Genomic DNA, 13,202 nt, shown 5'->3' with positions numbered 1-13,202 from the left:
CCGACCCTCCCGGAACTATGTTCACGCAAATCCTCTACCGCCCGGCCCTCGCGATCGTCATCTCGGTCATCCTCCTGTTCCTCGGGGTTCTGGGGATCAAGACCCTGCCGGTCGCCCAGTTCCCGGACATCGCACCGCCGACCGTCGAAGTGGCCATCGCCTACCCCGGCGCCAGCGCCAACGTGCTGGTGGACTCGGTGCTGATCCCGCTGGAGCAGTCCATCAACGGCGTGCAGGGTATGAGGTACATCGCCTCGTCCGCCACCAGCGCGGGCGAGGCGGTGATCCGCATCTACTTCGAGCCGGGGACGGACCCCAACATCAACGTCGTGAACGTTCAGAACCGGGTCAACATCATGATGAACCGGCTCCCGCCGCTGGTGCAGCGCGAGGGCATCCTCGTGAGCCAGGTGGTGCCGAGCATGCTGATGTACGTGAACATCTACAGCGAGGACCCGAACGCCGACCAGAAGGACCTGTTCAACTTCGCCAACGTCTTCGTCATGCCGCGGCTCAAGCGCATCCAGGGCATGGGCATCCCCCGGAACCTGGGCAACCGCGCGTTCGCGATGCGCATCTGGCTGAACCCGGACAGCATGCGGCGCTACAACATCGCCACCGACGAGGTGATGGAAGCGCTGGCGAAGCAGAGCGTGATCGGCTCGCCCGGGCGTCTGGGGCAGGCGACCGGGATCACCTCGCAGTCCAAAGAGTACGTCCTCACGTATGTCGGCCGGTACAACAAGAAAGAGCAGTACGAGAACATCATCTTGAGGGAGACGGCGGAGGGCGAGATCCTGCGGCTCAAGGACATCTGCGGGGTTAAGGAGATCAAGGACGGCAAAGAGGTCCAGAAGTCCCCGGGCGTCGAGCTGGGGTCGGAGTTCTTCGACATCTACTCGGACATCAACGGCCGCCCCGCCGCGTCCATCATTCTCAAGCAGAGCCCCGGCTCGAACGCCGCCGAGGTGATCGAGGAGATTAAAGCCGAACTCGGGCGCATCGAGAAAGAGTCGTTCCCGCCGGGAATGAAATATGAACTGTCTTACGACGTATCGCGATTTTTGGAAGCGTCTACCGAGAAGGTGCTGCACACCCTGATCGAGGCCTTCATTCTGGTGTCGCTGGTGGTGTACATGTTCCTCGGGGACGTCCGTTCGACACTGATCCCGATCCTCGCGGTGCCCGTGTCCCTCATCGGCACGTTCTTCGTTCTGAAGCTGATGGGCATGTCCATCAACCTGATTACGCTCTTCGCGATGGTGCTCGCGATCGGGGTCGTGGTGGACGACGCCATCGTGGTGGTGGAGGCGGTACACGCCAAAATGGCCGAGAAGCACCTGTCACCGTACCGGGCCACGATGGAGGTGCTCCACGAGATCAGCGGGGCGATCATCGCCATCACCCTGGTGATGACGTCCGTGTTCGTCCCGGTGACGTTCGTGCCCGGGCCGGTCGGTCAGTTCTACCGGCAGTTCGGGATCACGATGGCGACCTCGATCATCCTGTCCGGTGTGGTGGCACTGACGCTCACACCCGTGCTCTGCGCGATGATCCTCAAGCCGCACGGCCACGCCCCCGGGCACGGCCACACGGGTCACGCGAAAAAGCGGTTCTCGCTGCAAACTACAATCCTGTACATCATCGGTGCCGTTCTGATCCTGGGGCCGATGGTCTACCTGGCCCACCACTTGTGGGGCGAGCTCGGGTTCCTGCTCATCGCCCTGCCCGTCGTCCGCAAGCCGTTCGACCGTGCCGTCGAATGGGTCACCGCCCGGTACGCCGGGGTCCTGCGGCTGATCGTTACGCGGCGGGTCCTGACGATGGGCGTCGTCGGGGGCTTCGCCGCCGGCGTCGTGGGCGTCAATTTGAAGCTCGCGAGCGGGTTCATCCCGGGCGAGGACCAGGGCATCATCTACGCGGTTATCCAAACGCCCCCGGGCTCCACCCTCGAGTACACCAACGCCAAGTCGCAGAACCTCGAGGCGATCGCCCGAGACATCAAGGAAGTGACCTCGGTCACCTCGTTGGCCGGCTACGAGGTGCTGACCGAGGGCCGCGGGTCCAACGCCGGTACCTGCATCATCAACCTGAAAACGTGGTCCGAGCGCGAGCGCACCACGCGCGAGATCATCGAGGAGCTCGAGGCGAAGAGCCGCCAGATGACCGACGTGAAGCTCGAGTTCTTCGAGCCCCCGGCGGTCCCCGGCTTCGGCGCCGCCGGCGGGTTCTCCATGCGGCTCCTCGACAAGACGAACACCACCGACTACCAGCGGCTCGGCGAGGTGACCGAGAAGTTCATGGCCGCGCTGGAGAAGCGCAAGGAGCTGAAGAACCTGTTCACCTTCTACACGGCGGACTACCCCCAGTACGAGTTGATCATCAACAACGACGTGGCCATGCAGAAGGGCGTGTCGATCGGCAAGGCACTGGACAACCTGAACATTCTGATCGGCAGCACTTACGAGCAGGGCTTCATTCTCTTCAACCAGTTCTACAAGGTGTACGTTCAGTCCTCCCCGGAGTTCCGCCGGTACCCCGAGGACCTGGACAACCTGTTCGTGAAGAGCGAGCGCGAGGTCGAGATCAAGAACGAAAAAGGGGAGACGCGCAAGGTCCGTGTGGAAGGGGACATGGTGCCCTACTCCGCGTTCATGAAGCTCGAAAAGAAGCAGGGCCTGAACGAGATCACGCGCTACAACCTGTACCCGTCGGCCGCCATTCAAGGGGCGCCGGCCGCCGGCTACAGCAGCGGGCAGGCCATCAAGGCGATCCAGGAGGTCGCCGCCGAAACGCTCCCCTACGGCTACGGCATCGGCTGGGAGGGCCTGTCGTTCGACGAGTCGAAAAAGGGCATCGAGGTCGAAGTGCCGAAGCTGCTGCACGTGGAAGTCAGCCCGTCGATCCTCATCTTCGCGATCGTCGTCGTCTTCGTGTACCTCGTTCTGGTCGCGCAGTACGAGAGCTTTTTGCTGCCGATGGCCGTGATCCTGTCGCTGCCGGTCGGCATCTTCGGGTCGTTCTTCTGCCTCCAGGCCCTGGGGCTCTCGAACGACGTGTACGCCCAGATCGGCCTCATCATGCTGGTCGGTTTGCTCGGCAAGAACGCGATCCTGATCGTCGAGTTCGCCGTCCAGCGCCGCCAGGAAGGCCAGTCACTCATCGAGGCCGCCATCGAGGGCGGGAAGCTCCGTTTCCGGCCGATTCAGATGACCTCGTTCGCCTTCATCGCGGGCCTGCTCCCGCTGGTGGTGGCGACCGGTGCCGGTGCGATCGGCAACCGTACCATCGGCACCACCGCTGCGGGCGGGATGTTGGTGGGCACGGTGATCGGCATTCTGGTCATCCCCGGCCTCTACTACCTGTTCGGCAGAATGGCCGACGGCCGGAAGCTCCTCGCCGACGAGGTTGACGGACCACTCAGCGAGGTGTTCACGCACCACGCGACGGAGCACCAGCACACGCCGGATGGGCATCACGCGCCAGCCGAACACCTGCCGTTCGATGCCGGCCCCGCGGACGTCCCACCGCACCACACGCCCCCGTCGGATGAGACCGGTGTGTGACCGGCAGATAGCGGCCCCCTCCTCGCAGCCAAAGGGGCGGGGAGGGGGCCGCTGTGGCATTCCGGAGGAGTTGTCGGCTGGCCTCACACGGTTTCTCGTTTGAGCGGCAGCCGCTCCGATTGAAACGAGCAGATCGCCTATTCCGCAACTACCAGGTTTGCCGATAAGAGCGGATATTACCCCAACGTGTGTAAACCCCCTCAAGGACGAGGAGCATGAACCGCGTGCTGAAATCTGCGGCCACACCGCGTCGGTACCGCGTTTTGACGCGGGCCGTCTCGTGCTGCCTGTTTTTGGTTCTGCCGTCTTGTCGCATCCCGAACCTGCGCCAAGCGGACGCCGGTCCGAGCTTGCCACCCGCGTTTAACACCCCCGCGGTCGAGGCCCTACCCGTTGCGGCGGCCATCGCGGCGGCCGGCGGGCCGGCTGTTGCAGTCGCCGGTGTCTCGCACCCGGTTCCGCCGCAACCGGACAGTTCGGCCCGGCTCGGCGTCGCCGAGTTTTACAACGATCCCGTACTGACCCGACTGGTCGATCAGGGGCTGGTAACCAACCAAGAGCTGAAGATCTTGGAGGAGGACGTCCAGATCGCCCGGGCCGAGGTCCTGTCACGACGGGGTGCATATCTCCCTCTCGTCGGTGTGCGCGGCACCGCGGGCATGGACAAGCACAGCGTTTTTACGCCCGAAGGCGCCGCCGAGAAACAGCTCGAGTACCGGCCCGGCCGGCACTTCCCTTCCCTCCCGGGGGACTTTCAGCTCGGCCTTAACTTCTTGATGCCACTCGACATTTGGAGAGAGTTGCGGAACACCCGGGATGCAGCGATCCAGCGATATTACGCCGCAGTCGAGCGCCGGAACCAGTTCGTGACCCGCCTCATCGCCGATGTCGCCGAGACGTACTACGCCCTCATGGCACTCGACCGGCGGCTCGAGACGCTGGACCGCACCATCGACCTCCAGCAGCGCAGTTACGAAATTGCTAAGGCCCGGTTCGAGGCCGGCCGGGGCACCGAACTGGCCGTCCAGCGGTTTCAGGCAGAAGTACGCAAGAACCAGAGCGAAAAGCTGATCGTCGCGCAAGAGATCGTCGAAGCCGAGAACCGTGTCAACTTCCTTGTCGGCCGGTACCCACAACCGGTCGAACGGAACTCGGTGGGCTTCCTCGATCTGAGCATTAACACCTTGAGCGCGGGCGTACCCGCTCAACTGCTTCAGAACCGCCCCGATATCCGTCAGGCGGAGCACGAGCTGGCCGCCGCAGGGTTAGACATCAAGGTCGCCCGGGCACACTTCTTCCCGCGCATCGACATCACGGGCTTCGTCGGCTACCAGGCTTTCAACCCGAAGTACATCTTCAACCCGGAAGCCTTCGTGACCAACCTCGCCGGCGAGCTGTCGGCACCACTGATTAACAAGGCGGCGATCCGGGCCGAGTACCGGGCCGCCAACGCCAGACAGTTGGAGAGCGTCTACAACTACCAGCGGGTGATCCTTAACGCGTTCACCGAGGTCATTAACCGCTTGGCGATGGTATCCAATTACAGTAAGAGCATCGAGCTCAAGAAGCAGCAAATAACGGCACTGGAGGCGTCGGTGGACGCCGCGACCAAGCTGTTCCAGAACGCTCGCGTCGAGTACATCGAGGTTCTGATCGCCCAGCGCGACCAACTGGAAGCGCAAACGGTGCTGATCGACACCAAGCGCCAACAGTTGTCCGCCATCGTGAACGCGTACCAGGCGCTCGGCGGCGGCAACTCGCTGTCGATGCCGGCGGTGCTCCCGGACCAGCCCCACCCGCGACGTTGAAAACGGCCCCGGCAAGCAAGTTACGTTGAGTAAGGCGGCTTGCGGCCCCTGCGGCGGCCCTGGAGGAAGGAACCTCCAGGGCCGCCGCAGGGGCCGCACACGTGGCGCGCCTTCAACCTTGAGATCAGGTCAGCGAAGGTTGGGTAAAGCCCGCCCCGAGGCATTGCTGCTACGCCTCACTTCAACTAGCTATCCCTGTTACATCGCCCTCCCTGCTTCCAACGCTGCGCACATGAAACAGTTCGTCCTGGGTCTGGCCACCGCCGGCCTGCTCGCCGGCGTCGTCCTGCTCTCGCGAGCCGGAACCGCCACCGACAGCGGCCCCCGCGCCGACGACAACAGCGCCGTCAAGATCGAGGCCGGGGACAAGAACCCCTGGACCTCGCTCAAGCTCAACAACGACCCCGACCAGTTCACCTTCGCCGTCGTCTCGGACCGCACCGGCGGGCACCGAGACAAAGTGTTCTCGCGGGCCGTGCAACAGATCAACTGGCTCCAGCCCCAGTTCGTCATGTCCGTCGGCGACCTCATCGAGGGGGCGAAGGCCGACGAGAACGGCATCCGCGACCAGTGGGACGAGTTCGACAGTTACGTGAAGCGGTTCGAGATGCCGTTCTTCTACGTTCCGGGCAACCACGACCTCGCCAACAAGATGCAGGTGAGCAAGTGGGGCGAGCGGTACGGCAAACGGTACTACCACTTCACCTACCGCGGCGCGCTGTTCCTCTGCCTCTGCGCCGAAAACCCGCAAAGCGACGGCATGGCCACGATCGACAAGGAACAACAGGAGTGGGCCGCCAAGATCCTGGCCGCGAACAAGGACGTGAAGTGGACGTTCGTGTTCCTCCACCGGCCGCTGTGGGTCAACCAGGGCGGGGAGAAGAACGGGTGGGCGGCGGTCGAAAAGGCGCTGGCCGGCCGCAAGCACAACGTGTTCTGCGGTCACGTTCACCGGTACCAGGTGTTCGACCGCAACGGCACCCAGTTCTACCAGCTCGCCACCACCGGCGCGGCCAGCCGGATGCGCGGCACGGAGTACGGCGAGTTCGATCAGGTGATGCTGGTGACCATGAAGAAGGAAGCGCCGGTGCTGGTGAACGTGGACTTGGCCGGCGTGCTCCCCACCGACCTCAAACTGCCCGACAGCGATGAAAAGGGCAAGCAGGTGAACCGGAGGAACACCTTCCCGGTGTCCGGCAAACTCAAACTCGATGGGCAGCCGCTCGCGGGTGCGAAGGTCACACTATACACGTTCAACAAGACGACCGAACAGTACACGGCCGTGTGCGACGGGCTGAGTGGCGCCGACGGTCGGTTCAACCTCACCACCTACAGCCGGTTCGACGGGGCGCCGTCGGGCGAATACGCGGTAACCGTCGTCAAGAGCGCAAAGGGGTTCGTCGATCGTGGCGCCAAGGAAAACAACCAGCTTCCCGCAAAATACGCCCGCCCCGGCGCGAGCCCGTTGAAGGCCACAATCAAGGAAGGGGCAAACGAAATCGCCTTTGATCTGGAAGGTAAGTGACCGCCGAACGAACTGTCGCGGCGGCCCCGATTACGCAATCGGGGCCGCCGCTGGACCGATCGCGAACCGTTCCGCGGTCCGCGTCCGACCGTGGGCACGCCCGTCAAGCCCGCACGAGCCACGCAGCGACCTAAGTAAGCCTCGTCCTGATACCGACGCCTCTGCGTGGCACAAAGGGCTTTAGCTCGCGCAGGCCAGTTACGATCTCCGCTTGTTGCGAGTCGTACCGAGCCGGCCGCCTCGGATTCACTCGCCGGCGGTCGGATCAAACGTGCGAGCGACCCGCACCATCATTCCTGCCAGCAAGCCCAGCGCGGTCAGCACGAGAATGGCATAGACCGTGCCCGGTTGCCCCAGAAACACGAACAGTTCACCGGACCACACTTGTTTCGGCGCCTTCGGTGCGTCGTGCCGGTCGAGGAGCGCCACCTCGTCCGCACGCGGCTTTAACACCTCGGACGGCCGCGTTGCCTTTTCCGGCTCTTTCCCCTCAGCGGCCTTCATCTCGTAGGGTAGAGCGTCCTCATCCTCATCGGCCCAGGTTCGCGCCCGTTCGAGCCGGTGCGCGGGCGCTGGGGGTTCGTGCGCGGGCGGCGGTTCCGGAAGGCCGTCGTCCGCGATCTGTGCCTTCACCCGCTTGCGGGGCGGTCGTGGCGGGTCGTCGTCCGCGATCAGCACGTTGTACCCCACCAGTTCGCCGTCTGGCGTGCTAATCGGCTGAAGGTCACTTGGCTGAGGAGCGAGCGCGGCCGGCTCTTCGGCCTCCTCCACGCGCGCACGCCTTACCGGCTCCGGTCTGGGCTTCTTCTTCCGGCGCCGGAGCAGATCCTTGGTGAACAGCAGTGCGAACGCCAACCGCCCCAACAGCCGGGCGTAGAGGAGCATCGAGACCGCCAGCAACGGCATCCCGACAAAGAGCAGCGGGTACTCACCCTTCGTCAGGAACGCCCACTTGAAGGCCAAACCGAATACCGCGTACACCGGGACAGTCAAAGCGAAGAAACCGGCCGTTACCGCCGGCTTCTGCACCAACCGGGCGAACACGTCCGCGTTGAGGGGCATCCACGCGGTCGATGCGCTCAGTGACGTGAGCTGGCTCACCGGGTACAGCGCCCACATCACCAGCAGCGGGATCACGAACTTCAGCCACGGCTCGCTCGGCCCCACCGCCCGGCCGATGAGGTACGCCGGTCCGGCCCAGAGCCCGATCAGCCACGCGAGGTAGAACACTTTGAGGAAGTTGTCGGTCAGCGCCTCGCTCTGCCAGGGGATCTCCTTGGCCCCGGCCGCGGTGCCTTCCAAAACCGACAGGTAGTAACTCGCCGCGTGAAGCAAGAACAAGAACCCGAGCAGGGTGCTGCCGACCAGCGCGGGCACAAATATGAGGGCGCGAAGGTCTACCACTGTACACTCCGAAACGGCGCGCGAGAGCCGCAGACAGCATACGGACGCCTCCCCGCGCGCGTCGTTTCAGCCCCGCTTTCGGTCGCGTCTGTGGAGCTGCTCGCACCGCCGTCCGCAGAACTCAACGGAGCGGATCAACCGCATGGGCAAATCGGAGCCTCAATAAGTACGACCGCAGGTGCAGGCCGCGCGTCTGACGACGGCGGGGGGACGCCCCGGCACATGCGGACGGCAGAAGTGTCACGCTTCTTGACGAGCCGTGACCGCCGAGGCGGAACGGTTGGTACCGCCCCATAACAGTCGCAGCGCGTCCGAAAAGCCGGTCGCGTATGCGTCGGCCGGGGCGACGTGCCCCCGGCCGAACCGGTTATCGCCTCACAGCCCTCACACCGTGGCCAGTTCGAGGCTCAGCTTCTTCGCGTCGGCGGCGAGCTTGCGCACGTCCTGCGTGATGCGCATCGAGCAGAACTTCGGCCCGCACATCGAGCAGAACTTGGCGCTCTTAAACACGTCCTGGGGGAGCGTCTCGTCGTGCATCCGGCGCGCGGTCTCCGGGTCCAGCGACAGCTCGAACTGCCGGTTCCAGTCGAACTCGAACCGGGCCTTCGAGAGTGCGTCGTCGCGCTGCCGGACGTTCTTCCGGCCGCGGGCGATGTCGCCCGCGTGGGCGGCGATCTTGTACGCGATCACCCCCTGGCGCACGTCGTCCTTGTTCGGCAGCCCGAGGTGCTCTTTCGGGGTCACGTAGCACAGCATCGACGCGCCGGCCTCGGCCGCGAGGGCCGCCCCGATCGCGCTCGTGATGTGATCGTACCCCGGCGCGATGTCGGTCACCAGCGGCCCGAGCACGTAGAACGGGGCGTCGTGGCACAGCTCCCGCTCCTTCTCGATGTTCATCTTCACCAGGTGCATCGGGATGTGGCCCGGCCCCTCGATCATCACCTGGCAGCCCATCTCCCACGCCTTCAGCGTCAAATCGCCGAGCGTCTTCAGCTCCGCGAACTGCGCCTTGTCGTTGGCGTCCGCGAGGCACCCGGGGCGCATCCCGTCGCCCAGCGAGAACGTCACGTCGTACCGCCGCATGATCTCGCACAGCTCGCCGAAGTGCGTGAACCACGGGTTCTGCTGGTGGTGCGCCACCATCCACCCGGCCATGAGGGACCCGCCGCGGCTCACAATCCCGGTCACGCGGTCGCTGGTGAGCGCCACGTACTCGAGCAGCACGCCGGCGTGGATCGTCATGTAATCGACGCCCTGCTTGGCCTGGTGCTCGACCATGTCCAGCAGCATGCGCGGGGTGATGTCGCGCGGGTCCTTCACCTGCTGGATGATCTGGTACGACGGGACGGTGCCGATCGGCACCGGGCTCTCGTCGATGATCGCCTGCCGGATGCCGTCGATGTTCCCGCCGGTCGACAGGTCCATCACGGTGTCGGAGCCGAGCTCGACGGCGGTGCGGAGCTTCTCCAGCTCGTCCGCGGCCTTGCCGGTGACGGCCGAGTTGCCGATGTTCGCGTTGATCTTGCACTTGGCCGCGACGCCGATGCACATCGGTTGCAGCTTCTTCGACAGGTGAACCACGTTCGCCGGGATCACCATGCGCCCGCGGGCCACTTCGGAGCGGACCAGTTCCGGGTGGAGGTCTTCGCGCTTCGCGACGAACTCCATCTCGGGCGTAACGGTGCCCTTGCGGGCCGATTCCAGTTGAGTCATGGAAGACATGCGGGGTGCGGAATTTGGAACGCGGGACAAACGATAGAAGCCGTAACGTCGATGCGGAGCGGGGCGCCCAACGGCCTCCCGCTCCGAACCCTGCGCTCCGAGTTCCGCGCCCCGCGTGCCCACTATCGCCTTCTTGGACGGCATAACCCGCCCAAGTTCGAAGGGTTTGCTCTCAGCCCGCGCAACCGGCGCGGGCACCCCCGGCGATGCGGTTCGTTGTAGCCGGTTTGCCCCGGCCGTTCAATGAGAACGACCCCGCGATGCGTTGCATCGCGGGGTCGCGTCGGGGCGTCCCCCATACACCCCGACTCGGACCGGTCGGCATTTAGTACCGGATGCCGGTCGTGAACTGAATGTTGATGTTGTGTATGTTCCCCTGGATCGGCGGCACCAGGTTGGTCCAGTCGTGGCCGTACTCGACCCGCACCCCGTTGGTCCAGATCCACGCCCCCACCGGGATGTCGAAGGTGGTGTGGACGCCGGTGTAGATGCCGTGGAACACGTTCTGCCGCCGGGCGTAGCCGTCGACCTCGGTCAGCGGGTTCACGTCCACGGAGGAGGTGCCGTACCGGCCCCCGATCCACCCGCCGACCCGCCAGTTGGTCCCGTTCTGCCCGCCGGCGCTGCCGTTCCCCAGGAGCCACACGTCGCGGCCGAACGCGTAGTTGAAGCTGGACCGGCGGATCCCCCGGATGCCGCTCAGCACGAGCCGGTCCGGCTGGGGCTGGAGTTCCGTTCGCCCGTCGTTCGGGTTCGGGTCCGCCGCAGGGGTGCGGAGGAACAGGTTGGTCGGCGACTGCGCCCCCTGCCCGCGGTTGTAGGTGTAGCTGCCGCCGAGGTCGATCGTCCACGCGGCGGTGTGGGTAGCGTCGAAGAACAGCGTGCGGACCCCGCCGCCGACCGTCCAGCCGACCGCGTTCAGTCGGTCCGGGAGGCCGTTGCCGATGGTGAAGTTCAGCCCGGTGAAGCTGTACAGTTCGTACCCGACCCGGCCGGCGCGGCCGAGCGGGCCGCAGCACCCCGGACCGTCAACGTAATATGGGCTGGGGTAACTGCCGGGCGGGTACGCGGGCGGCGCCGCCGACTCCCCGTCCAACCACCCCGCCGGACCGGCCCCGGGTGCCGCCTGCATCTGCTGCAAGCTTGTCACCCCCGCCGGCGTCCGCACGGGCGGAGCGGGGGGCGGGGTCTCCGGCTCGGCAGCCGCAACCGGCCGCACCGATGGCACCAGTGAAGAGTAGTCCCCGAACCCGGCCGTTCGGGGCTGCGCGACGACCGGTCCGGTGCCCAGCGCCACCACGAACCCAGTCAGCAGGAAGCGCGTGCTAGTCATTCGCCCCTCGCAAGCCTTTGCGAACACGAAGGTGGCGACCGCAGACAGCTCGATCCCGACCCACGTCGCGAATAGTATCGGCGCGCGCCCGGGCAAACTTTAGCGACCTGCACGGTTGATTCGAATATGCCAAAGAAGCGGGTCGCGCGCCTCGCCTGTATTGCGCCCGTTCCGCGGCACTCTCCATCCCGCCGAACGGCCGCACCAACTGAATTGTGCGGGCACAGGGACCTCACGCCCGGCCGCCGCGGACGCCATGTCGGCAGGGGTAACGGGGTTTGGTGCTGCCGGCCGGACCTGCTATAAGTGGTTCAGCACAAGCTGCGCACCTGGGAAGGTTTCATGGAACCGACCGAACTCCGCGACCTGGACGCGGCCCGCCGGTACATTCTGGACGGGCTGCTGCTTCAGCGCGCGGTCAAGCCCACCGCCCACACCGTCCGGCGCGCCCTCGAGTGGGCGATGGAAATCGCGTCCGAAGGTGACCCGCTCCCGCCGATCGGGTTCGTGGCCGACGTCGGGCACGTCGCGCTGGGGGTGGACGCGGACCAGCGGGTCCGGGAAGCGCAGCCGGTGCCCGGGTGGCCTCCGGCGCTGGGCCGCAGCTACGAAGACCATGTCCTTGGTAAGCTCTACGCCGACTGGACGTTCGAGCGCGCCGGCGACGCGCTGCGGAAGTACAAGGACCGCGACCGCGTCCGCGGGCTCGCCTACCTCGTGCGCCAGATCTGCGACCGGGCCGGGTTCCCCGGTGTGCTGCTCCCGCCGGCCGTGATCCGGTCCCTCCAGACCACGAACCCCGACGAGATCGTCAAGTCGTCCTACGACGAGCTCGTCCGCGACGGCCCGCTCCCGCTGCTCGTCCAGCTCTACGAGGCGCTCGTGGCGGCCGGGCGGCGCACCGCCGAGGTGCTGGCCCTCGAAGACATCCTCGCGATCGAACAGGGCACCGCGATCGCCGACAAGGCGCACTACGTCGCGCACCGGCAGATCGTGCAAACGACGGCCCGGCTCGAAGCGAAGCTCCCGGGCCGCCCGGTGAAGCCGCTCGCGGGCCGCAAAGAGGTTCCGACCCGCGTGATGGACGAGGACCAGTACCCGGTCGGCGGGTACACGTCGATCTCCACGAAGGGCTCGATCGAAAGTCTGCTGCACTCGCAACTGGCGTACATGGAGCCGGAGAGCCCCGACCTGTTCGACATGAAGTTCGTGCGGGACGAGCTGTTCTACTACTCGCGCGACGAGAACCAGTTCCTCCGGCGGCGGCGGGCGTTCGTGTTCGTGCTGTACCCGGACCTGGTTTCCGCCCGCTTCAAAGACGCCGAACTGCCCTACCAGCGGATCGTTTTGGTCCAGGCCACGATCCTGGCGCTCGTGCGGCGGCTGACCGAGTGGCTGAGCACGGACGCCATCCGCTTCGAGGTGCTGTTCGTGCAAGAGGGCGGGAAGAACCCGCTGACCGAAGAGGCGGCGCTGCTGAAGCTGCTGCTGCGCGAGCCGATCGAGCGCGGCGACGGCGAGGTGCTCGAGCTGCCCAACCAGGAGGCGGTTGAGAAGCACCTGGGCAACCTGTCGCGGAGCGCGCAGGTCCACTGTCTTGCCGTCGCGACCGAACCGGTCGCGCTGGACCTGGAGACGGTGGTGGTGACGAAACTGGTCGTCAAGGGGCCGCACCCGGTCATCCAAACCGGCAGCGCGCTTTCGGACAACCTGGACGGCGAGGACGCGTTCGACCTGTGGCAGAGCGTCGTGCTGCGGGCGCTGGAGTTGTGGGTGTGAACCGGGCTCCCGGTGCCGCCTGCGCCGGCGCGGGCGGCGCTCCGTGTTGCGCCGGAATCTGGAAC

The 13,202-nt window shown here is 65.6% G+C and carries 7 protein-coding genes; 4 read left to right on the top strand and 3 right to left on the bottom strand.

From position 1 onward, the window contains the following. Nucleotides 1–17: 17 nt before the first annotated feature. The 3 genes from R5W23_RS27395 (at nt 18) to R5W23_RS27385 (ending at nt 6,899) form a co-directional block, all read left to right on the top strand. A complete protein-coding gene (locus tag R5W23_RS27395) occupies nt 18–3,566 on the top strand; it encodes an efflux RND transporter permease subunit (protein WP_320689106.1) in 3,549 nt (1,182 codons plus the stop codon). A 215-nt stretch (nt 3,567–3,781) separates the two neighbouring features. Next, the gene (locus R5W23_RS27390) at nt 3,782–5,374 is read left to right on the top strand and encodes a TolC family protein (RefSeq protein ID WP_320689105.1); all 1,593 of its coding nucleotides are present in this window, start codon (nt 3,782–3,784) and stop codon (nt 5,372–5,374) included. A gap of 232 nt (nt 5,375–5,606) precedes the next feature. After that, on the top strand, nt 5,607–6,899 hold the full coding sequence (locus tag R5W23_RS27385; RefSeq protein ID WP_320689104.1) for a metallophosphoesterase: 1,293 nt from the start codon (nt 5,607–5,609) through the stop codon (nt 6,897–6,899). A gap of 246 nt (nt 6,900–7,145) precedes the next feature. Here R5W23_RS27385 and R5W23_RS27380 read toward each other — a convergent pair whose 3' ends face one another. From R5W23_RS27380 to R5W23_RS27370, 3 genes are all read right to left on the bottom strand, one after another. Beyond that, complete coding sequence (locus R5W23_RS27380) at nt 7,146–8,303, bottom strand: hypothetical protein (protein WP_320689103.1); 1,158 nt, start codon at nt 8,301–8,303, stop codon at nt 7,146–7,148. Between the two features lie 384 nt (nt 8,304–8,687). After that, nucleotides 8,688–10,055: a phosphomethylpyrimidine synthase ThiC gene (thiC, locus tag R5W23_RS27375; protein WP_407936168.1), complete on the bottom strand. Its 1,368-nt coding sequence runs from the start codon at nt 10,053–10,055 to the stop codon at nt 8,688–8,690. A 295-nt stretch (nt 10,056–10,350) separates the two neighbouring features. After that, nucleotides 10,351–11,358 (bottom strand): hypothetical protein, encoded by a 1,008-nt coding sequence (locus R5W23_RS27370; RefSeq protein ID WP_320689101.1) that lies wholly within the window; start codon nt 11,356–11,358, stop codon nt 10,351–10,353. A gap of 342 nt (nt 11,359–11,700) precedes the next feature. On the opposite strand from R5W23_RS27370, the gene R5W23_RS27365 reads away from it, so the two are divergent. Further along, the gene (locus R5W23_RS27365; protein WP_320689100.1) at nt 11,701–13,137 is read left to right on the top strand and encodes a hypothetical protein; all 1,437 of its coding nucleotides are present in this window, start codon (nt 11,701–11,703) and stop codon (nt 13,135–13,137) included. Nucleotides 13,138–13,202 lie beyond the last annotated feature (65 nt).

The organism is Gemmata algarum, assembly GCF_034097035.1.
GTDB classification, from domain to species: Bacteria; Planctomycetota; Planctomycetia; order Gemmatales; family Gemmataceae; genus Gemmata; species Gemmata algarum.
The sequence above is the reverse complement of the archived record's forward strand: the minus strand, read 5'-3'. Positions and strand labels throughout refer to the sequence as shown.